This window comes from Lachnospiraceae bacterium GAM79, assembly GCA_020735665.1.
Lineage (GTDB): Bacteria > Bacillota > Clostridia > Lachnospirales > Lachnospiraceae > Coprococcus.
Map to the genome: position 1 here is coordinate 539,878 of CP085928.1, position 23,423 is coordinate 563,300.

21 protein-coding genes and 1 pseudogene are annotated in these 23,423 nt (G+C 37.6%); 16 read left to right on the plus strand and 6 right to left on the minus strand.

Features of this window, described 5'->3' with window-relative positions; translation table 11 throughout:
• Positions 1-223: 223 nt before the first annotated feature.
• The 4 genes from LK416_02355 to LK416_02370 all read right to left on the minus strand — a co-directional run bounded on the left by LK416_02355 (position 224) and on the right by LK416_02370 (position 5,614).
• The gene (locus tag LK416_02355) at positions 224-1,789 is read right to left on the minus strand and encodes an LlaJI family restriction endonuclease (GenBank protein UEA75046.1); all 1,566 of its coding nucleotides are present in this window, start codon (positions 1,787-1,789) and stop codon (positions 224-226) included.
• Positions 1,790-1,805: 16 nt separating this feature from the next.
• Positions 1,806-3,440, minus strand: coding sequence for an AAA family ATPase (locus LK416_02360; GenBank protein ID UEA75047.1), 1,635 nt, complete (start codon positions 3,438-3,440; stop codon positions 1,806-1,808).
• 13 nt (positions 3,441-3,453) lie between these two features.
• On the minus strand, positions 3,454-4,299 hold the full coding sequence (locus tag LK416_02365) for a Dam family site-specific DNA-(adenine-N6)-methyltransferase (GenBank protein ID UEA75048.1): 846 nt from the start codon (positions 4,297-4,299) through the stop codon (positions 3,454-3,456).
• A 211-nt stretch (positions 4,300-4,510) separates the two neighbouring features.
• Positions 4,511-5,614, minus strand: a complete 1,104-nt coding sequence (locus LK416_02370) for a hypothetical protein (GenBank protein ID UEA75049.1) — start codon at positions 5,612-5,614, stop codon at positions 4,511-4,513.
• Between the two features lie 227 nt (positions 5,615-5,841).
• Between LK416_02370 and LK416_02375 the strand changes: the two genes are divergently transcribed.
• From LK416_02375 to LK416_02425, 11 genes are all read left to right on the plus strand, one after another.
• Positions 5,842-6,177 carry a phage major capsid protein gene (locus tag LK416_02375; GenBank protein ID UEA75856.1) on the plus strand — a complete coding sequence of 112 codons (336 nt, stop codon included), beginning with the start codon at positions 5,842-5,844 and terminating at the stop codon, positions 6,175-6,177.
• 267 nt (positions 6,178-6,444) lie between these two features.
• The gene (locus LK416_02380) at positions 6,445-6,654 is read left to right on the plus strand and encodes a DNA-binding protein (protein UEA75050.1); all 210 of its coding nucleotides are present in this window, start codon (positions 6,445-6,447) and stop codon (positions 6,652-6,654) included.
• Positions 6,655-6,795: 141 nt separating this feature from the next.
• On the plus strand, positions 6,796-6,972 hold the full coding sequence (locus LK416_02385) for a DNA-binding protein (protein ID UEA75051.1): 177 nt from the start codon (positions 6,796-6,798) through the stop codon (positions 6,970-6,972).
• Entirely contained in the window at positions 6,972-8,255 is a 1,284-nt protein-coding gene (locus LK416_02390; GenBank protein ID UEA75052.1) for a tyrosine-type recombinase/integrase, read from the plus strand. Before LK416_02385 ends, LK416_02390 begins: the two co-directional genes overlap by 1 nt.
• A gap of 117 nt (positions 8,256-8,372) precedes the next feature.
• Complete coding sequence (locus LK416_02395) at positions 8,373-9,320, plus strand: DUF2806 domain-containing protein (GenBank protein UEA75053.1); 948 nt, start codon at positions 8,373-8,375, stop codon at positions 9,318-9,320.
• Positions 9,321-9,336: 16 nt separating this feature from the next.
• Complete coding sequence (locus tag LK416_02400) at positions 9,337-10,095, plus strand: endonuclease/exonuclease/phosphatase family protein (protein UEA75054.1); 759 nt, start codon at positions 9,337-9,339, stop codon at positions 10,093-10,095.
• Between the two features lie 180 nt (positions 10,096-10,275).
• Positions 10,276-10,758 carry a low molecular weight phosphotyrosine protein phosphatase gene (locus LK416_02405; protein ID UEA75055.1) on the plus strand — a complete coding sequence of 161 codons (483 nt, stop codon included), beginning with the start codon at positions 10,276-10,278 and terminating at the stop codon, positions 10,756-10,758.
• Between the two features lie 154 nt (positions 10,759-10,912).
• On the plus strand, positions 10,913-12,592 hold the full coding sequence (locus tag LK416_02410; GenBank protein ID UEA75056.1) for a GGDEF domain-containing phosphodiesterase: 1,680 nt from the start codon (positions 10,913-10,915) through the stop codon (positions 12,590-12,592).
• A 28-nt stretch (positions 12,593-12,620) separates the two neighbouring features.
• Positions 12,621-13,166 (plus strand): prolyl-tRNA synthetase associated domain-containing protein, encoded by a 546-nt coding sequence (locus LK416_02415; protein ID UEA75057.1) that lies wholly within the window; start codon positions 12,621-12,623, stop codon positions 13,164-13,166.
• 251 nt (positions 13,167-13,417) lie between these two features.
• Positions 13,418-14,482 carry a 23S rRNA (uracil(1939)-C(5))-methyltransferase RlmD gene (rlmD, locus tag LK416_02420; GenBank protein UEA75857.1) on the plus strand — a complete coding sequence of 355 codons (1,065 nt, stop codon included), beginning with the start codon at positions 13,418-13,420 and terminating at the stop codon, positions 14,480-14,482.
• Positions 14,483-14,501: 19 nt separating this feature from the next.
• Entirely contained in the window at positions 14,502-15,203 is a 702-nt protein-coding gene (locus LK416_02425) for a conjugal transfer protein TraX (GenBank protein UEA75058.1), read from the plus strand.
• Positions 15,204-15,715: 512 nt separating this feature from the next.
• Here LK416_02425 and LK416_02430 read toward each other — a convergent pair.
• On the minus strand, positions 15,716-15,973 hold the full coding sequence (locus LK416_02430; GenBank protein ID UEA75059.1) for a hypothetical protein: 258 nt from the start codon (positions 15,971-15,973) through the stop codon (positions 15,716-15,718).
• Positions 15,974-16,109: 136 nt separating this feature from the next.
• Here LK416_02430 and LK416_02435 point away from each other — a divergent pair, with 136 nt between their 5' ends.
• From LK416_02435 to LK416_02450, 4 genes and pseudogenes are all read left to right on the plus strand, one after another.
• Positions 16,110-16,940: a hypothetical protein gene (locus LK416_02435; protein UEA75060.1), complete on the plus strand. Its 831-nt coding sequence runs from the start codon at positions 16,110-16,112 to the stop codon at positions 16,938-16,940.
• A gap of 579 nt (positions 16,941-17,519) precedes the next feature.
• A complete protein-coding gene (locus tag LK416_02440; GenBank protein UEA75061.1) occupies positions 17,520-18,230 on the plus strand; it encodes a leucine-rich repeat domain-containing protein in 711 nt (236 codons plus the stop codon).
• A 461-nt stretch (positions 18,231-18,691) separates the two neighbouring features.
• A complete protein-coding gene (locus LK416_02445; GenBank protein ID UEA75062.1) occupies positions 18,692-19,303 on the plus strand; it encodes a transposase in 612 nt (203 codons plus the stop codon).
• A gap of 55 nt (positions 19,304-19,358) precedes the next feature.
• A pseudogene (locus LK416_02450) lies at positions 19,359-20,600 on the plus strand (IS256 family transposase).
• 147 nt (positions 20,601-20,747) lie between these two features.
• Here LK416_02450 and LK416_02455 read toward each other — a convergent pair.
• A complete protein-coding gene (locus tag LK416_02455; GenBank protein ID UEA75063.1) occupies positions 20,748-21,962 on the minus strand; it encodes a radical SAM protein in 1,215 nt (404 codons plus the stop codon).
• Positions 21,963-22,315: 353 nt separating this feature from the next.
• Between LK416_02455 and LK416_02460 the strand changes: the two genes are divergently transcribed.
• Entirely contained in the window at positions 22,316-23,248 is a 933-nt protein-coding gene (locus tag LK416_02460) for a DDE-type integrase/transposase/recombinase (protein UEA75064.1), read from the plus strand.
• The last annotated feature ends 175 nt before the right edge of the window (positions 23,249-23,423 follow it).

Below are 23,423 nucleotides of genomic sequence, written 5' to 3' on the forward strand. Positions count from 1 at the left end.
CAGACTGGGGCAACACAGGGCAGAATATGGCAGAAAGCCTTGGAATTACTACGGTTTCGACTACTAAGGCTCATGGGCGGAATCGGGATAAAGGCAAAGGTGTTGGGAGAAATCCTTAGTAGTAACCGACTACTAAGCGATGGCACACATACAAAACTTTGAACATAAAAAGCCACAATCGTTGGGAGCAAGAACACAGGGATTGTGGCTTTTACTAACATAGCTATTGCAAGTCGGCTAAATTTGCAGTTGTGTTATTGAGATAGTGATTGAACATAAAAGTAGGTGAAAGCATACGAACCTCGACTACACCTAGACCAATATTAACATCTAAGTCTTTAAGTACATTGAATTTCACATAGCCCATTACTTTAGGATCGTTCTCGCGTTGTGGCATGAGAAAATAATTTTTTACTTCCACTGTTTGATGTTGAACCTCGCGAAGTTGCTTCAGTATGTCTTTGTATGCAATGAAATACATGTATTGTTTTGCCACATCCTCAACACCAGGTTGACCTTCAATTTTATTATCAGTCCATACAGGGCAGTAGTACTTGGCATCTAAGATATAAAAAATATAGTGATTTCTCTGCCCTGTATTTTCGAATCTTAAATAATCAGGTTTTAAAGTAGCGGTAGGAAGCCCGGTACTTCCTTTTTTATATTTTTTCCATATTGGTTGCTTTATTAGCTCAACTAAAGTCGGTGGTTTTTGTGCAAATTCCTTATTTATAACGGAGTAATCTATATTAGGCTCAATCTCTGTTACGTCAGGATGTCTGGATTTATCAGCTTTTTGACTTTTGAATACTTTTGCGCATACTTCTTCCCAAATTAAGTTGAAAGAACGAGTTCCTATAAGTTGGATTTCAGTATCACCAACAAGTATTTTACTACTCTTGAAATATAATTTCATAGCTTTTAATACCATTATCTTTCGATCATCAAATGTCTCCGATAAAGCTAAATCCAATTTTTCAAGAATATAATCAGTGTCACCAAATGAATCTATTTCATCATCTGAGATTTCAGCATACGGTAGGCTAAAAAAATCACTTAATCCAGCAGCATCTATTTCATAGGAACAGGATGTTACAACATAGGCATGCAGTCTTTTAATAAAATCGTAATCATCACATACATTGCGTTGGGTGTATAATTCGACATACAAAGGCCTGTTATCTGTGATAATAGGATATGTATCATCGATTGTTTTTTGCCACAAAATATTATCACTACCATTTATTTCTATAATAGCTTCATCTGTTTCATAAGGACCGTTCGTAGCGTAATCTTCAAGTAGAAATAACATTACAGATAAGGTGTTCGGTTTGCCGTTATCATCTTCATCAACAAATAAATTTATATCTCGAATATCCTGTTTTGTTTTTTCTCTACTATACTTTTCAATAACACGTACAACTTGTGTTAATTCTTTTTGAGGCTCATAAGTTGGAAGAGCAGTGGCGCTTCCGATATATTTGGGATAAACATATATTATTCGATTTTGGCATATGGCTATGCCCACAAAGGAAAATTTATATCTTTTAGTATTTGCAACAAGATCGCTATCATCATAATTTTCAAATTCGATATCGGCTTCATCAGGTTGTTGTTTTTTTTCGGCTTTTAAAATATTTCTACTGAGTAATTCCTTTATATAAGATTTCAAATGCCTAGAGACTTCTTCCTCTGTGGAGTAGCTTTCTTTATTGAAAAGAAACATCTCCTTAATGCTTTCGATGGAATAATACCAGTCTTCCCTTACATAAGCGGAAATAACAGACATAGTATCAACTCCTTAATTAGTGTGTTAAATCGATTCTTTTATTATTTCGTTCTGTTTCTTGATTGGCATATTCTTTAGTCCTAAAATTGTCACCAAAAATACCAAGACCTATTCGTCTAAACTCTGAGCAGACAAAAGAATATCTGTTTAGCTTTTCTTTCGGGCGAATGCCTTCAAATAGGTCTGGTCGTTTGGTCTTTGCAGCATCTTCAAATAGGTACATAAGCACTTTGTCACAGAACAATTTAATGAAATCTGCATCTTTCGTTGCAGGAGAAAAGATACTATTGCAACTCGCATCTAATATTTTTATAAAGAAAGGTCCCATTAGTTTATCTTCATGCATTCTTATTTTTTCATTTGAAAGTTTCAGATTTATTGCTCTTCTTAGAACATTCCATTCAATTGGTCCATCAGCTAAGTTGAATGTGTCATTTTGATTCTCTACAGGTGTTACATGACCTCCGCTTCCAGGAATTGGTACAATTTTAAATTCTTCATCATCTACACCAATATAATTAAATCCCCATCTACGTTTGAATGCGGTATCCATAGGAAATACACCTTGGTCAGCGCTGTTCATAGTAGCATAGATATACATATTGTTTGGAATACGCAACTCAGAGTAATCATTTGACGATCCGCCAAAAGTATCGGCCAAGTATGCTCTGACGTCTTCACTAGCATTGATCGAGTATTCACTTTTGCCGCTGTCGTCTCTATCTAAAAGTTGAAACATATCTCCAAATACGGCAGCAGCCTTTGCACGATTTATTTCTTCTATAATAAGGTAAAAATTTTCGGGTGTGTTGGTTAATCCACTTTCTAATGCTTTTTTTAATATTCTCATAAATGGACCGGGAACGAATTTATATGTAATTGTGCCACCAATTTCAATAGGTTTGTAAGTTCCAACAAATTGAGAGTAAGAATAGTCTGCAAAAAAAGTAACTCTTTCGTAATTTGTTGACGAAACGCCCAAATCATCAAGCTTTTTCTTGAAACCATAGCTTTTCCCTGTTCCAGGTGCTCCAAATGCAATTATGTTTTTTTTATCAGTATTTGTGTTTGGTTCATAGTTGAAAGCTCTTAATGCAGTTACAAAATATGGCCTCAAATCAAACATTCCAAAGTATTCTTTCATTTTTGTGGTCAAATTAGTGGTTCTATTTTTGATTCTTATGAAAGATGCCTGGAAGATGCTACAGGTATGGTCTGATTTATTACATCTTACATAGTCTTGTGGACCGTGGGTGGCGGTATAATTATCTAACCATTCGTATAGGCTTCTGATATCCATACGACCTGACATATTGTTCATATTTGTTTCAATAGAAATAATGTATTCATCTAGTGTGATATTGGACATGTATGCTACATATGTCATTGCTTTACTATAAATAGTCAAACAAAAAAAGCGTTTTCCTTCGGTGCGTGCAGTCTTAAAGGCTTCAACTGCCTTGTCTGCAAAGATTCTGATTTGTGGCTTTGATCTATCTGTGCCAGTGATAGAAACATCGGCATATGAGATGATTACATTTTCTCCGGAAGGGAGTATAATTTCATCCATATTCAAACTACTATTTCGTATAGTTCTTGTATATCCTAATTGATTGTCTATATAGTCTCTTATAATATCTGTTGAATTCATAAGCAAGCCTCCTCTAATAATTAGTGACAACAATATGAGTGGTGTCGGTATCAAAACGATTTCGGATGTTAACGGAATATCTTACTGGATATTCTGAGACAATATGTCCTGCATATAATTCTTCGGTTAATGGAGTTCTTCCAATTACCATAAGAATTCTGCAATTGACGTTTTGTATAGCAGAAGCTAGTCTCCTGTGTTCATCTTCACCGAAATTAGTTGTCATATTGCCGTAGTCGTGAAATATACAGTCATATGGTGGATCTAAAAACATAAAATCGTTTGCATTTGCTAGTGCAAATATATTTTCAAAATCAGTTTGCAATATTTGCGCATTCTGAAGTAATGTACTGTGTTGAGGTAATATGTTATTTACGCGAAAATGTTTATATCTTCCAAAAGGAACATTATATTGGCCTTGAGCATTATAACGAATCATTCCAGAGTAGGCTGTCTTATTAATGAAATAGTACAAGGTGCCATCTAAGTAAGTGGAAGGTGTTAATCCATTATACATATCACGCAATTGATAATATAAGGGCTCATTATTATTTGGCACTCTGGCTTCGGGATGTAAGGTCTTTTGCCTTGCATATACAGTTTCGTTTTGCTCATAGAGCACATGTAATTCAGTTAGTTCTTGCATTAACTGAGGATAATTGTTGGCAACTTGCTGATAAAAATTAATCAATGGATGGTTTATGTCGTTTATAATTGATTGGACTGGTTCTTGATCAAAAAAAACTGCACCTCCACCAAAGAATGGTTCAATATATGTTGTGTAGTTTTGAGGGATAAGATTTCTGAAATTTGGTATTTCACGTCTTTTTCCACCTCTATATTTAAGTAATGGCTCCATGTATTCCTCCTTACCCCCAGGGGGAGTATTATCTTTGTGACTATTCATCTTAAAGACCGATGCCCCCTCAAACACGTTTTTTCGCGAAATTGCATAGGGGGGATTCTGGTGTCTTTTAACATATTTTATATAATATCATAGCACATAATTGCATGTATCTGGCTGACATTAGATACAATAATCTATTTGCCTTTCCGCCAAATCATATAAATTAATGTGCTTTTTTCTTGATTTTTTGAGCCTTTTCAATGGCTTTTCGCTCACGATAGGCTTTTTGCTTTCGGGCATTTCGAACTTTCTGGCATTCTTCGGCATCACAAAACTCCTGTCGGTTGCTCTTTCGTATTATGAATTTACCACAGTTTCGACAACGAATCATAATGCCTTCTGGACGATTATCTGATTTCCCTTTATCTTCTGGTGCAGGGTCTTCGGAAAGCATTCTTGCAAGTGTCAGCCATGCAATATCAAATACAGAATTAATATCGGTAGAAAATTCTAATCGGTTAGTGCGGGGATCTACCTTTAATTTCATGGTAAATTCCGGAATGATGTCAATAAGAGCATTCCGCAATTCATCGTAATCGTCATATGGTGTAGTAGCAAATTCTCCGGTTGGAGGATTTTCTGCCGGATGATTTGTAATGTACTCATTATCAATTCGCATTTCTTCTATGAGGTTTCCTTTTGCATCCCCATAATCTAAGTCATCCGGTATTGCAACGATAGGATGCTTATATTTATCAAAGAAAGAGTAGCCCTCAAAGTATTTTCCTTCTTTGGATAAATCATATGCAGCTTCGTCATCGGCAATACAGATACCTTCGAGAGCAACATAAAACATGACTGCATTATATAATTTTCCGAGGTCATCTAAGAAGTTGTTAATCTCGAATGTTCCGTCTTTTTCTACCATTTCTGCATCGAAGCTATTTATATCAAACGATTCATTCAATTTAGAATAAATGAAATCAATATTATATGGATGCATATTATTTGTACACCATTCCATGATGAGCTGTGTATATGGAATTTTATTATCAAAGCTGTTTATCTGCATTGCCAGATTGCAAAGGCTGGTAAGCAGTCCCTGTCCGGAAAGAAAATCTTCTTTAGGAAATATGGGTTCATATCCGGGGCGGCAAAATGGTGTTGCACAATAATCATCGCTTTTATCAATATCAAGTTCATATTTCTTGAATCGGAAAGGGTGGTAAATCAGTTGCCCGATACCACCGATTTCTTTAAATCCTAATATATCTGTTGTTTTATCTGCTTCTGATGGAATCGTTTCATCATTCCAGTTTAATGGCATATCATACCTCATTCCAATCGTTAATTCGTAACCGTTAGCGTTACCGTCAGTTTTTGGACTTCGGTTACATTATAGCTTAAAATATTCATGAAAACAATAAAAAGTTACACAAAATGATGTAACGGATTTGTACCTTGACAATTTCATCCCGTTCTTAATGAACAAGCCTTTGTTACTGCGTGGACTGGTAGCCGCCAAGAGCGGTAGCAGAGAATAGAAGAAATGGCATCTGGCTTATGAATGATAAGACAGCACTTGCACTCAGAAAGCTGAAGGATAACGATGGCAATTATTTGTGGAATCAGGCAAATGATACAATTCTTGGCAAACAGGTTATTATTTCGGAATATATGCCGGATATCGAAACAGGTACTAAGCCGATTGCATTTGGTGACTTTTCTTATTACTGGATTGTGGGAAGAAAGCCTGTGACGGTAAGAACATTGTTGGAAAAATTTGTACTGTATGATCAGATTGGATATCTTGCATTTGAGTACCTTGATGGAAAACTTGTAAGAAATGAAGCAATCAAGGTTATCCAGATGGCAGATGCAGGGAAATAATCATAGAATTGTTTGATTTTATTTCTATCATCTTGAATGGGATATATGCCTCTTGTATGGTATTTAGCTGTATTGGGGGTTAATACCCCGTTTAAATTCGCAGTTTTTGTGCGTGAAGGGGCGGCACCGTTGCCCGGCATGAAAGGTGACAGAGATTAAGACCGCCCCTGGGGGCAAATATCACAGAATCAGAGTGAAAATGACAAAAAAGAAAAAATAGTACAAAGGAGTCAGCTGTGTGACCACCTTGTCGGAAGGAGAGATACTATGAATGCAGAAAGCAATGAAGCGCTTTCTGTTAGTGAGAAGTATATGCTCACCATCAAGGAGGCAGCAGCTTATTTTAATATTGGTATAAAGAAACTGAGAAGAATTGCAGAGGATAACCTTGGAACGGTGGCGGTGTACTGCGGAAACAGATTCCTGATCATCCGCCCGAAGTTTGAAGAATTTATTAGTGGTTCTTCAGAAATATAGTTCCTTTTATCTGCCGAAAGTAGTTGCTATTACAGGGCAGAAGAGCGAACATAGAATGACCCCGAAAACCCTTGAAAACAGCCACTTTTGGAAGAAAGGAAGTGTTTTATGGCATGACCAGATTTAGCAGAAAAGGATATTTTGAATCCTTCTGAGGCAATCGAATATTTTGTTTTGAGCCGGAGAAAATTTTATGATTTATTGAATAATACGGATGGGGAAGATTTCCTGGCATACTACGGAGAACGCAAGCTGATTCTTCGTGTAGCCTTTGAAAGGTATCTGCGTAACCATCCAGAGTTGAGGAGGCGGGTATAATGGCAAAGGCAGGAAGAGGACAGACAAGGCGGGATTCCAAACGCAGGGTTCTCAGGCCGAGAGAGCGCGTAAGGGCAGATGGAAAATATCAGTATAAGTACCATATTGATGGAAAACCACATTTTGTCTATAGTTGGAAACTGGAGCCTACGGATAAACTCCCAAAGGGCAAGAAACCATGCCTTTCCCTTCGAGAGTTGGAAAAACAGGTAAACACAGATTTAGATTTGCTTGTAAATATCGTGGACGGACAGATGACAGTATGTGAACTGGTAGACCGTTATCTGAAAACCAAAACAGGAGTAAGGCAGAGCACCAAGCAGGAATATGTTATATTGCAGAGATTACTTGCAAAGGAAGCATTCGGGAAAAAGACGATACGAAGTGTGAAAACTTCCGATGCAACGCTGTTCCTTATAAAATTGCAACAGGAAGATGGAAAAAGCTACAGTTCCATTCATACCATCCGGGGAGTGCTGCGACCAGCTTTTCAGATGGCTGTGGATGATGACATTTTGGTAAAGGATCCATTCGGATTCCAGCTTGCTGGAGTTGTGGTAAATGATTCGGTAACAAGAGAGGCTATTAGCAAAGACCAAATGAGAAAGTTTCTAAAGTTTGTCCATGACGATGTGGTGTACTGTAAATATTATGAAGTGGTTTACATACTTTTCCACACGGGAATGCGAATATCGGAATTTTGCGGTCTGACACTGAAAGATATTGATTTGGATAAGCGAATCGTTAATATCGACCATCAGCTACAGAGAACATCAGATATGAGGTATATTATAGAAACTACAAAGACGGATGCCGGAACAAGGAAACTTCCTATTACAGAGGATGTGGCGCAGATGTTTCAGGCAATCATTGAGGATAGAAACGCACCGAAAGTGGAGAAAGCCATAGATGGATATAGCGGATTTCTATTTTATGATGATAATGGAATGCCACTTGTGGCAATGCATTGGCAGCACCGATTCAACCATATGGTTGGCAGATACAATGACATCTACCGAGTGCAGATGCCAAATATTACACCTCATGTATGCCGACACACCTATTGTTCGAATATGGCAAAATCGGGAATGAATCCAAAGACATTACAATACCTCATGGGGCATTCGGATATATCGGTCACAATGAATGTGTACACACATATCGGATTCGATGATGCTGAGGAAGAATTGAAGCGAATGGAAGAGTTTAGGAAGGCGCAGGCAGAGATTGAAAAGAAAAACGATGCAAAAGCGGTATCGCAAAAAATGTTTAAGGTAGTGTAGCAATACTACATAGCAGAAACGCTCTGGTTATACTGGAGCGTTTTTTCTATGGAAAAATGATAAGGGTGGCGATATAATATATAACAATAATGTTACTAATGAAAAGAGGTATTTTGTATGGGAATTGAAACTGCTGCAGGTGTTGCTGGTAAAGCAGCGTTAGAGTTGGTTCAAAATGAAAATGTGTTAAACAAAACTGTAGGGGCTTTAGGAATGTTATTCCCCTATGCAGGTATAACAAAAAAAGCTGTTGATATGTATATTGCTGAAATTGAAAAATCGGATATGCCAATAGATGCGAAAATGTATGCCATGATGAATGCAAAAAAGCAACTTAAGCAGATGAAAAATCAGAAACAAATTGCAGAGATTGCAATGCAGAACGCTAAAGAAGGAACAAGTTTTACGAGTGATTGTGGTGTGAGTGAAGAGTGGCTAGAGCGTTTTATGGATTCGGCAGCTTATGTGTCAGATGAAAACATACAGCTTATATGGGGAAAAATTTTAAGTAATGAGTTTGATAATCCGGGAACTACTCCACCTAATATGATAAGAATATTATCAGAAATGACACCTACATATGCTAAGGCTTTTAGACAATTATGTAGCATGAGGTTTTTGATTGTTTCTATTTCTGAAAACGAGGAAATAACGGGAGCATATTGGAAGATGGCAGTTCCATATAGCGAAAATATCGAATTAATGAATGAATTGGGAATTTCTTTTCAAGTAATTAATGAGTTGGAAACACTAGGAGTGATAAAGTTTGATTCAGTTGCCGGGTATATTACAACAGGAATTAAAGATAAAAAAGTGCTTCTTTGTGTAAATGGAAAAACAATGGAAATAACCCAACACGAAAGTGAGAGTATTCCGATTGGAGATGTGATTTTGACTTCTGCAGGGGAAACACTTAAAAACATAACAACGATTGAAGAAATCGAAGGATATGATGAGGCTGTAAAAAAATATATGTGTTCTGCAGGAGTTCTATTTAGTGAAGAGGAACACTATCAAATTGTTTTAACGGGTAATAGATTTCAGGTTAAAAAGAAAGAAGTATAATTAGAGAGAGTTATATATGCGAATTTTAAGTATCAATATAAATGATTTTGGTGGGTTAGAAAATCATCTAATGGAGCATAAAAAATACAATGCTTGGGTTGGTAGAGAGTGTATTGACTGGAAATACTGGAGTGCTATAGATAAAGATGTAGTTTTCAATAAATTTCTTAATTATATTGAGGATAAGCAACCGGATGTTTTAATAGTTAATGAAATGATAGTTAGTCCACTAGAAAGAATAGATTTTATATCAAAAATAGAAGAGATGGGTTTTTCTTATTTTGATGAAACAATACCGAGCGGAAAATACTCATTTACAATGATGTTTTATAAAAATATGAAATGTACGTTATTTGCATCTCCTAACAGTGGTTATCGAGAAAATAGGTCTATTTTGTATTTTGTTGAAGGGATTTATGTAAATGGTACACATTTTCCACAGGAAAGTGATACTAAGTTTCTAAATGCTGTTGAGATGTTTTGTAAGGCGAGGAAAAATGATAAAGTAATAATTATTGGAGACTTAAATGCAAATGATGTTTCTCGAGGCAATAAACAATTGGTGGAGAGATTGAAAACATATGGATATGAGGATGTGTGGGTTCAAAAGGGAAATCCAGATGATACAGTAACTGAGGCAAAATATAGAGGAAGATTGGATTATGCAATCGCTTCAGAAGCAGTTTATGCATCTATTTCAAATATGGAAATAGATCCTATGCCGATGGATTGTGGAATGACAGACCATGCGGCAGTAATTATAGATGTGGTTTAAATGTTTTCCTTAGTAGTAAGAAACTTCCTTTTACTACTAATTTTACTACTAACAGGTAGTAATAACTTGCTAAAATCTGCTCTGATTTGCCACATTCACACATTTCAGAGCAAACCATAAAATCCCCGGAAACCCTTGCAAAACAGGGCATTTCGGGGCAAAACAAGGAGAAACAAAACTATGATTAAAGTACTTTTCGTTTGCCACGGCAACATCTGCCGTTCCCCCATGGCAGAATTCATATTAAAAGATATAGTAACAAAACGTGGTATTGCCGATCAGTTTGAGATCGCATCGGCAGCCACCAGCACAGAAGAGATTTGGAATGGTGTTGGGAATCCGGTGTATCCGCCGGCAAGAGGAGAACTTGGCAGACATGGGATAAGCTGCAAAGGTAAAAGAGCCGTGCAGCTTACAGCCTCAGATTATGATCATTACGATTATCTGATCGGTATGGATTCTATGAATATGAGGAATATTGAACGAATGACCGGACACAGACGTGGGGATAAGATCTATAAGATGCTGGAGTTTGCCGGGCGGGATGCAGATGTCAGAGATCCGTGGTACAGTGGAAATTTTCGGGAGACTTATGAAGATGTTGTAGAAGGCTGTCAGGCGTTTCTTGACTGGTTGACAATTAACAAGAAATTAAGTAATTGATTAACCCAAATTTCACTTAATTTCCGAATAATTAAGTTGGATGCAAACTTTCTTTTTGCTAAAGAACATGTTAATATACATATAATAGCAAGTTCCTGTGGGAACAGAACATGTAAAATTAGGTAAGTATTCATTGTTGGGAGAAGATATTATTATGGCATTTGAATCATGGAGAGAGATTAACAGAATAAGGAAAAATCACCGCGACGCCATATATTTTTACGCGAATCTGCAAGAGCGGTTTTACACGATTGAGGAAAATGATATTCTGCCTGATGAGTTGAATCCGGATGATAAAAATTTACTAAAAGCATTTTGCGACTGTACATGTATAGAAGAAACAGAGAAGAATAAAATGTGCAATTTGTATAGACAGATTGAGCAGGGAACAAAAGAGCCGATCAAGATGGATGATTTGGAGACATGGGTGCATCTTGAGACCAGATCAGGGAAGAAAGCTCTGATGGCAGTCCTTTGTTACCTTGAGAAAGATGAAAAAGGATTGATTCGGGAGTATGTGGGCATGATACGGATCATGCGCAAACAGGAATTAGAGAATCGGGAGATTGTGACATCGTTTAGCAATGATAAGAATCCGGCATTCTTTCTCAAGAAGATTGCGCGTTTTCAGGCAGAGCATCCGGAGCGGGAGTATGCATATATTCAGTTTGATGTCCGTAGATTTAAGTATATCAATGAGAAGTATGGCAGTGATACAGGAGATAATATTCTTCGGTATATATATGACACGCTGGATGTGATGTGTGATAAGGAACATCTGCATTGTAGATTGTCAGCGGATGTATTCCAGATCGTGACCTATTATAATTCCAGAGAAGAAATCATGGAATTTATTGATAAACTTGATGAAAAAATTCGGAGATATGGTGATATCAAGTTAAGCATTACATATGGAGTGAATATCGTACCGGGCAGCTCAACGGCATATCGCAAGCATGGAGATGAAGCAGGACTTGCCCGTGCAGAGGGTAAGCGGACGATTTTGAATAAGGTTGTATTCTATGAGGATACGCTGATGAATCATGTGAAACAGACGGGAGCGATCGAGGAAGTTGAGGAGGAGGCTCTGAGACGGGAAGAATTTCAGGTTTATCTTCAGCCAAAGTACCAGTATGACAGAAGCCATGCGAAGATCGTCGGAGCAGAGGCGCTTGTGCGCTGGATTGATGCAAATGGAAAATGCAAGTCGCCGATGGAATTTATTCCGGTATTTGAGGCAAATGGATTTATATACAAATTAGACTGTTTCATGTGGGAGATGGTATGTAAAGTTATTAGAAGATGGCTGGATACCGGAAGGCAACCACTTCCAATCTCGGTGAATGTGTCGAGAACCTATCTTCAGAAAGAAGATGTTGCTGGATATATCAAGAATCTGATCGACAAATATCAGATTCCGATGGAGCTGTTCCAGTTAGAGATCACGGAGACAACGGAGAATGCAGAATCATTGTCTTATATCAATAGTTTGAAACAGGCGGGATTTACATTGTTAATGGATGATTTCGGATCAGGTTATTCTTCCCTTTGTATGTTGAAGAATACACCATTTGACGTATTGAAGATGGATCGGCAGTTTTTGGATGAATGTTTGGACAGTAAACAGGGTGAGACGATCATTTCTCATGTGATATCCATGTCAAATGATTTGGGCTTAAGTATTATAGCAGAAGGCGTAGAGAATCGAGGAACGGCAGATTTCCTTTATGATAATGGATGTAGCGTATCTCAGGGATTTTATTTTTCCAAGCCTGTTCCGATTCCGGAGTTTGAACATATGTTGGATGAACAGCAGACAGAGCAGCAGAGGTAGATATAAGGAACGGGAGGACAAAGTACTGTTGGAACTTTTGGATGGAAGACCGGAGAATACGGAAGGAAGACTGGAGAAGGAGATTCGGGTATATGATTTTCTTGACCATCTTGGAATAGAATATAAGAGAGTCGACCATGAACCGGCATTTACGATGGAAGTATGTGAGGAGATTGATAAGATGTTGCAGGCGACAATCTGTAAGAATCTTTTCCTGTGCAATCGTCAGAAGACACAGTTTTATCTGTTGATGATGCCGGGCGACAAGCCGTTTAAAACGAAGGAGATCACTTCACAGATCGGGAGCGCAAGACTGTCATTTGCATCGGCTGAGGACATGGAGAAATATCTGGATATCGAACCGGGGGCTGTCAGTGTCATGGGACTGATGAATGATACGGAGCATCATGTACGGCTGCTGGTGGATGAAGACATATTAAAAGGCGAGTATCTTGGCTGCCACCCATGTGTGAATACATCCAGTCTGCGGATGCGCACGGCAGATGTATTCGGATCGTATCTGGATGCGGTCGGACACGATATGACAAAAGTCGTCCTGACAGGTGAAGCATAGAGCAAAGAAAAAAACAGGCCATAAGTCATATACATTCAGGGAAATGTTGTTGACCATGTGTTTGGTTTTTGCTATGTTTAGACGAGAGATTTGAAAGGAAATAAAATATGAAAGAAAATATAAAGGGACAGCCGGGAAATAGAAAACCGGATGGCAGAAAAGTCCAGTCTCCAAATAAGAAACCCAACCCCGTGGCATACGAATATACAGACGAAGAATATCGGAGATTACTTGTAAAGAAGCAGGCAGAGATGGAAAAGCTGCTTTCAGGATTTGCACCGGTCGATCCAATCGTGGGAATGGAAAATCCGTATTATTACAGGAACAAAGTATGTGCGGAATTCAGAAAACTGAAGAATGGTACGATCATCTCCGGCCGATATCAGGAGGGTACTCATAATGTCATAGAGACAAAAGGCTGCAAGATCGAAGATCAGCGGGCGGATGCGATCATTCAGGATATCACAGGGCTGTTTCGTTCATTTAAAATGATGATCTATAATGAAGACAGCGGATATGGACTGATCCGTCATGTGCTGATCCGGACAGCACATCAGACCGGACAGATCATGGTGATCATTGTGACGGCATCTCCGGTATTTCCGTCGAAGAAGAATTTTGCAAATGCACTTTTGAAGCTTCATCCGGAGATCACAACGATCGTTCAGAATATAAATATAAAGGATACGAATATGGTGTTAGGTGACCGAAATCAGGTCATCTATGGCAAAGGCTATATAGAAGATGTTCTCTGTGGCAAACGGTTTCGTCTGTCGCCGGGAAGCTTTTACCAGATCAATTCTGTTCAGACGGAGAAATTATATAACAAGGCGATCAAATATGCGGATCTGAAAAAGAAAGAGACGGTGATAGATGCATACTGCGGAATCGGAACGATCGGTATCGTTGCAAGCGACCGGGCAAAACGAGTGATTGGTGTGGAACTGAATGCAGAAGCAATCCGTGATGCGAAGATTAACAGCCGGATGAACAAGATAGAAAATATCGAGTTCTATGCAAATGATGCAGGCAGGTTTATGGTAGAACTGGCAGACGCAGATGAGCATATTGATGTTGTGTTTATGGATCCGCCTCGTTCAGGAAGCACGGAAGAATTTCTTTCTTCCGTTGTAACTTTGTCTCCGCGTAAGGTAGTTTATATTTCCTGTGGACCGGATACCCTTGCGAGAGATCTGAAGTATCTGACCACACATGGCTATCAGGTGTTAAAGATCACACCATTTGATCTCTTCCCATTTACTGAGCATACAGAGGTTGTTACGCTATTGACGAGAGACAGAGTTATTTTTAAGTAGGAGAGGAACGTTATTAAAGATGAAAGAAAAGATAAAATTATTATCCGGTGCACAACTGAAATATATAGCATTTGCTTCAATGTTGATCGATCATGTTAATAAAACATTTTTCATATATTTTAACAGCAAGGCTTTAATAGTTATGAGTGAACTGTTTGATATATTAGGCAGGATCGCATTTCCTATCTTTATTTCCCTGTTGGTGGAGGGATATTTTAAAACGAGAAATCGATGGAGATATTTGGGAACACTCCTGGTATTTGGAATTATATCAGAGGTTCCGTTTGATATGTGTACATCTAATGTATTTTTTGAACCAAACTGGAATAATATCATGTTTACGCTTGCGCTGGTGTTGGCGATGATCTGGATTATTGATGCCCTGAAAAAGAAGATGCAGACACTGCCCAAGTTCTTGTGGTATCTTGTATCTTTTATAATTGTAGCAGTAACTTGTCTGATAGCCATGAATCTGAGTCTGGATTATGATTCCCATGCGGTGTTGATCGGTTATTTTCTGTATCTTTTTCATGACAGACCGATTATTGCTATTCCGTTTAATTTTGCATCGATGTATAAGGAACCATGGGCACTTCTGGGCTTTGGCCTGATGCTTACTTATAATGGAAAGCGTGGAAAGCAGAATAAGCTTGTGAACTATTTGTTTTATCCGGTGCATCTTCTGATATTGGGAATTCTGAGAATGTGTCTTGGAATTTGACAGTAATTTGACGGCAACCGGCTGATAATCATTGAATTTTATGCCCCAATGTAGTATAATCATCGTGCTATTTTGGGGCTTTTTTGCGCCATTATACAGGTAAAGAACAAGAATACAGAGAAAAATTACCTTGTGGCATCAACTTTGAACGGCCATCTGACATAACGTAATATGGCTGAATGGTATGAGTTGTATGACCTTATAAATCAAGGTTTTAAGGAGGAATTATAACCATGAAGCTCGGCATAGTTATTTATCAGCCTTATTTTCATAATTCTATATATCCTCATAAATATCGATAAAGCCTTATAAATCAAGGGTTCTTCGGTGATTGCTAGATACATAAAATCTAGTATAAATTTATATAATTCATAAAAAAATGGTACACTAACTGGTACACCAAAAATTAACTGAGTAATGTGGATATAATAAGATTGCCCCAAGATAGGATTATAAGATAAAGACGTCAGCATAGAAAAATGCATGACGTCTTTATTTTTTATAATGAAATGTTAAATATGTTCTGTAGAAATAAGTAGTGTGTTTCGCGTATGTTCCATCAATATCTTTTGCTCATCAACAGAATATACTACATCGGCAGCTTCTGGTTTGATAGCTGCATTCTTCTTATCTTTATAGGCAAGATATGCAGCAAGGGCATTATTGATGGAATCATTTGAAAATGAGAATGAAATGCTGTCCGGTATGTAATCTCCGTTTTCGTCTTTTTTACCTGTTATGTCCATGTCAGTTTGTTCATCCAGTCTCATAAGGATAGACAGGACATCCCCTATTGTAGAGATTTCAAAAGTAAGAAATTCATTTATGCTGACACCCAGTGCGGATGCAATCTTTAATAGCTGAAAATCAAATGACAGAGGACGTCAGGCTGGAGACGTATTTGAGATGATAGCTTATATTGATATCATCGGCAATCGCTTAGATCAGATGACGCAGGAAATAAATCAGATGCGCAAGGAAATGCAGGCGATGCGTGATGAACAGGTATCAAAGAGTCTGAAAGAAGTCTTATCAGATGTGGTCGGTAAGGCACAGTCGCGATGTAATGAGATGAAACAGAAACTTCTTGAGGCGAAAAATGATATGGAGATAAAGGCTGCAGAGATTGTAGGTGACTTTAGGCAGAAGGGGAAAGAGGCTCTGAACAAGGTGGCTGACTTCCTCGGGGCAAAGGAGAAGCTGTCAGAAATCCGTGAGAAAGTACGTGAGGGAATCCGTGAGACAGACCAGACACTTGCAAGAATTGATGGATTCTCAGAAGGTATGAGAACCGCGAGTCGTCAGATCGCAGACAGCTTCCGCGCGCTTGCTGGCAGGGAGAAAAAAGATTATGTGCAGGATGATATAGCCCGTGATAACCAGACATATCTCCGTAAACCATGGGAGTGGCAGAAGAAAGTTTATACTGGGCTGGAACTTCACCTCGATGCCGCCATCGACAAAGTAGATAATCTTCGCCTCGATGTTATGGACAGACGCATGCAGGAGCTGAGAGATCGCAGGAAAGAGTCAAAGTCAGAAAATAAGGAAAACTATGGAACACCAGAAAGAGAAACATCACATCTTCCTCTAGGGCGATTAGCAGTAGTTGATGAAGAACAGCCGGTATATGGAGCTGATGCTTTTGAGGCATATATGGCAAAGCAGGATGGGAAAAAGAATATAACGGATACGATGATAAATCGGGGGCAGATGGATAAGCATAAGAGTAGATAGTGAGATAAAATTAAGTTGTTGATAGAATATGTTGCGGGACGTAGGTAAGAGATATTGCATGCGTACGATTCAATAAAAATACAGATGATTTCGCATTTTGCACAGCTAAGATCAAAAAGTTTGTTTCATACAAAGATATCAAAAAGCTGATGGCTGATCTGAAGCTTATATATGCGGCTCCAACAGAAGAAACCGCTTTAAAAGAATTAGAATTATTCAAAGATAACAATGCAGCTTAACGGCTTGAAATCAATATATTTCCCATTGGTAATACCTAAGGTTAACAAGATGACAATATATTGCTTTGATGCTATGAAAGTAATATAATAATAAAAAAATGTTTATGAAAAATGATGAGAGTATGCAATAATCGTGTTTTTGTGTCGATATATGCAGAGTAACGTAATAATGAGTAGAGAACATGAAAACAAGGATGTACAACCATGGAAGAGAACAAAAGGTGTGTGAGAATCCCAGAGGGAACATGCTGTGCGTATTGCTAATGGACTTGATATTTAATGTGTTTCATTTGTAACATATAAAATTATGAATGGACTAGGAGGATATAGTTGTTTCAAAATGGATGGAAAAACTTTCGTGAAAGAATTCACAAGAATATTGGAAAAAGTATGTAAAATCACAGGAATTTCTTATAATGACAGGATTATTATCTCGGATGATCCAGAGTGTGATGCAGATTATGGAGTTGATAAAAATGGTAATCTGGTTATTGATTGTGAGTGCACAAATTTAAAGTTATCAGAGCTCAGAGAAATTCGTTATAGAGCTAAAAGTGGTATGATTGAAGATTGTAATGGACATATTTCTTTGGTGTTCAATAATGGTATGGAATTCTATATGCACTTTGATAGTATGATAGGGTTAGGCGATCAAATTTATAGCGTCAATTTTCAAAATGGTGCATGCGACTGTAGCAACTATGTAAAAGAACTGATTCATATAAAAAATCTTGATTGGAATAGTCAGTTTATAGTATCAGATAATAAGTTGCTCTTATATATAGGCATTCAAAAAGATGTTGTTATTCCAAAAGGTATTACCGAGATTAGAGAAAGTGCATTTGCACGTACGCATATTACAAGTGTTGTGCTTCCTGAAACGCTTACATATATTGGGAACATGGCATTCAGTGAAACTAATATAGATTCCATTTGCCTACCAAAATCAATAACATATATCGGCAATGGAGCATTTAGACTTACGCCTTTGGAATCAACAAAAAATATCAAAAATTATTCAGATATTATAATTGATGACCGTGTTTGGTAAGTGAATATAGCTGATTACTAACACTGTGCTAATGATACAAGTAAATAAACTAGATGAGTATCTGGGGGGGGATAAAAGTTTCGCCACAGTTGCCATTAAAATAATAAGGGGCTGTAAAAAAAGTCCGTAGATAAAGAAGCGCCAGTTTCGGCAAATGTCGGTTCTGGCGCTTCTTTGTATGGATCTTTCTGTTACTGATCGTAAACGCTCCATAGCCAGTACCCTACCGTATTCTTAAAAAATTTGAGATAATCTTCCTAAAAAGTTGGAAAATTCGCGCGTATTTTCCAACTACGTTAAGGAGGTTGCAAATTCCGGCTCATCTGACCACGTATTCCGCTAAGAACTGATCGGTCTTTCCGGATGTAGCTGAACGTATTTCCGCTTCAGCTGATCAATAAGTTTTCAACGTGTTATAGTTCTTTCGTAGTCATCAAATGATTACGAAAGAAGGCATAACTATGCAAGACTACAACACGATTATCGGCTCCATCCAGATGCGTTTGAATGGATGCCAGACCAAGTCTGTTATGGACCGTTACAAGATTGGCTCAGGTACGTTAAATCTGATCATGAGCCGATATCATGCCAACGGGATCCCGATTGAGGAACTCCGAATGATGGCACCTAAGGAAGTTGAGGACCTTTTCTATCCGCAGAAAAATCTACAGAGGAAAGATATCCCTCTTCCAGATTTCCAGTATTACTATGACAGAATCCATACACCAGGAAGCCGCATGAACATTTCGTTCTGCTGGCTGGATTATAAAGAAAAGAATCCTGATGGTTATGAGAAGTCACAGTTTTATGAATACTTCAACCGATTCATAGCGGAAAACTATGGTGGTCAGAAAGTATCAATGGCTGTAAACCGAATCCCGGGTGAAAAGATGTATATCGACTGGGTCGGCGATCAGCCGGAACTTTTAACAGACACTGAAACAGGTGAGATTAACAAGGTTCATATTTTTGCGACCACGCTTGGAGTAAGTAGCCTAATCTATGCAGAAGCTTTTCCAAATGAGAAACTCCCATGTTTTATAGAAGGCGAGCCTGTGAAAGTTTTTCTGTAAATAGGATTTTAAGGTCTTCTATGATAAAATATAAAATCATAGGAGGCCTTATTTTATGGCAAGAGAAAAGAAACCGGTACACAAAGTACAAATGACCGAAGAAAAAAGAAACATCATTCGTCAGCTCCTTGAAGAGTATGACATTGAATCCGCGCAGGACATTCAAGATGCCTTGAAAGATCTGCTTGGCGGAACCATCAAAGAAATGATGGAAGCTGAAATGGACGATCATTTTGGATACTCCAAATCTGAACGCTCAGACAGCGACGACTACCGTAACGGCTATAAGACCAAACGGGTAAACAGTAGCTATGGAAGTATGAAAATCGAAGTTCCACAGGATCGTAAATCTACCTTTGAGCCACAAGTGGTAAAGAAACGTCAAAAAGACATTTCAGACATTGATCAAAAGATTATTTCAATGTATGCCAAAGGTATGACTACCCGGCAAATATCAGATACACTGGAGGATATCTATGGATTTGAAGCGTCAGAAGGCTTTATTTCAGATGTAACCGACAAAATCATGCCACAGATTGAAGATTGGCAGAACCGACCGCTTTCAGAAGTTTATTCGGTTCTTTACATTGATGCAATCCACTATTCTGTCCGCGATAATGGCGTTATCCGAAAACTAGCAGCCTATGTTATCCTGGGAATCAATCAGGATGGTTACAAGGAAGTTTTAACCATTGAAGTAGGGAAAAACGAAAGTTCAAAATACTGGCTTTCTGTTTTGAATGGTCTGAAAAATCGTGGGGTTAAGGATATTTTGATCATTTGTGCAGATGGACTGACAGGCATTAAAGAAGCAATCGCTACCGCCTATCCTAAAACAGAGTATCAGCGGTGCATTGTTCATCAGGTCAGAAATACCATGAAATATGTTGCAGACAAAGACCGTAAGCCGTTCTGTGCAGACCTAAAAACCATTTATCAGGCTCCAACCGAAGAAAAAGCATTGGATGCATTGGAACGAGTCACAAAAAAATGGAGCGAAAAGTATCCGAATTCCATGAAAAGCTGGAAACAAAACTGGGATGCTATTTCGCCAATTTTTAAGTTTTCTGCAGAGGTCAGAAAGGTTATATATACAACAAATGCCATCGAAAGCCTGAATGCTACCTACCGCAAACTTAATCGGCAGAGAAGTGTCTTCCCTAGCGATACTGCATTGTTAAAGGCTTTATATCTATCCACTTTTGAGGCAACCAAGAAATGATCGATGCCGCTTCGAAACTGGGGACAGGTTTATGGCGAGTTGAGCATCATGTACGAAGGACGACTGCCCGAATAAAAAATTTAAAGCTTGTTTTACAGGCGGAAATTTTCGCCTGCTCTTGACATGCTCGAATCAATACTGTTATATATAAAGCAAGGGCTGAATGCTCATTTGAGAGCCTTCAGCCCAATCATTATCATAGAAGATCACATTTACAGACTTTTATTCACACACTCTACTAATATTTTCATCTAATATTATATTTAGTTTGTGCAATAATAAATCTTCATCAATTTCACAGAAATCTTCATTTATACTTTGTTTGTAAATGCACCCACCATTACATAATGGAAATCTTTTGCATTTGGTACATTTAACCGATATTTCAGTATTTATCCATTTTTTTTCTTTTTCTCGACTTGTATAATAGATATTTCCTATAAATTCTCCATCAGAAATAGCTCTAGAACATTTCCCAACTTTCCCGTTAGTATAGATAGCATAACTATTTGGCAAATTTGCAATGCATCTTCCAGCACGTGTTGTAATTGTGTTATATACATTGTTAATCAATCCTACACCCAACATCTCATTGAACAAGGCTATCTTCAATCCATTACTTTCTGATTCAGTCTCAAAAATAGGGCTGGTATAAACTCCTACCATCTCATTTTGAACATATTTTTCACCTAAAAAATGAATGAGATTTATTACTTCATCAAAATTAGTCTTGCTATAATTAATTCGAATATTCACTATAACTTTATTAGCAGTAAGTGTATCGATGTTCTCTATAACGTGTTCAAATGAATTTAGATCGCCAAATTTTTTTACTTTCTCATAATAACAGTTCATACCATCCAAGGTAATCTGAACTACTTTCAATCTCCAATTTTTAAGACTATTAGCTATTGTCATTTGATTAAATAAATATCCATTAGTAATCATTTTAGAGTAGAAATCAATGTTATTTGAATTCAGCTTTTTACATAAATCATCAATGCCATTCGAATTTATCAATGGTTCACCACCAAAAAATTCAATAACGGTCTTTTTATTCGGAATCAGATGATTTTTAATAAAAGTTACAATATCTTCGATACAGTTAATATTGTATTTTCCTTCAACAGACTGCTGTTCAAAGCAATAATAGCATTTTGCATTACATTTCATAGTCATGTATATCTTAAATACTTGGTATTTACTATTATATATGTCTTCTTTTAGTTTATCTATTGCTTTTTGCGTTTCATCGCATTCATCATTAACCCAAAGTCCCATTTTTATAAATTCTTCTGATTTTTCAGTATCATGAGAAGTGTCACAAAAACTATTATATTCATGTTGATTTAAAATAACACATGCACATGTAAATGTATTGTATATAAGAAAATATGAGGATTTTTTGACAATATAATTGTATTTAGATAGTTTCATTCGATACCTCCATAAAAAATAGGAACTGCATGACATATGCAATCCCTATCATGGTCGAAAATTGCTGATCTAGTGAGTGACCACACCACCACAATCACCTTCATTTTCAATACAGCCAATTGACAATTCATTTTCTTTTCCTTCGGATATCACAATCATAATTAACACCTCCCACATTTACATTCATAATATATTATATCCAATCTTATGTCAAGATTGAATAGGATATTTTTTCTATATATTTGTAGGATTACAATACATGTGTTACAACTGAATATAAAAAAAGCAGAGATGCTTCTTTTGTGTTATATTTTAGTCACCACAACAAAAAAACAAAAAAGGAGTTCTCTGCTATGGCTACTATAACACAAGATATGCGGTATCGTCTATCCTTAATCAAATACGCTGAAAGGTTTGGTGTCACCAAAGCTGCTATCAAATATAAAACCAACCGTCAATACATTTATCGTTGGAAACGACGTTATGATGGTTCTATTGAGTCCCTTCGTGACCGCTCTCGCAGACCCCATCATCATCCAAACCAACATACCCCTGAAGAGATCAAGCTGATCTTTGATATGCGCAGACGCAATCCCAATGCCGGTCTTGTTGTCTTTTGGGTTAAACTCAAGCAGCGTGGTTACTCCCGTTCCATCCCTGGACTATACAGATTTCTCCGTAAGCAGGGAATTATGGCAGTTCATCCGCCAAATCCTAAATATATTCCAAAGCCTTACGAACAGATGGATTATCCGGGACAACGCATACAGGTTGATGTAAAATTTGTTCCTTCTGCATGCCTCAAAAACCCCAAGGTCATCGGCAAACAATTCTTTCAGTATACTGCCATTGACGAGTATTCCAGATGGCGTTTCGTAGAGGCTTTTGAAGAACACAACACGTATTCTTCTGCTATGTTTATAGAGCATCTGGTGAAAGCCTTTCCGTTACCCATTCAATGTATCCAAACTGATAATGGAGCAGAATTTACAAATCGTTTTACCACTCACCGTGATAAACCCACACTATTTCAGGTGCATCTGAAGCAGCATGGGATTCGCCATAAAGTTATACGACCCTTTACACCACGACATAACGGGAAAGTTGAAAGAAGCCACCGAAAGGATAATGAGCGTTTTTATGCAACTCATACTTTTTATTCTTTTGAGGACTTTGCCAAACAGTTGAAAGTGTATAATCGCAGGGATTATAACAACTTTCCTATGCGTCCATTAGGATGGAAATCTCCAAATCAGGTACTAAAGGATTATCTGGCATCTGTGTAACATATGTTTGACAAACCTACAGAATAGGATATTTTTTCTATATATTCAAATCGGACAGAAACTATGTGGATATGTGTGTTTATATACTCCTTCAAATTTATTTAGAGTTTATATGTACAACATATATATTTACAATGGAGCAACGACAAAATGAAAAATTGGGTAAATTATAAGC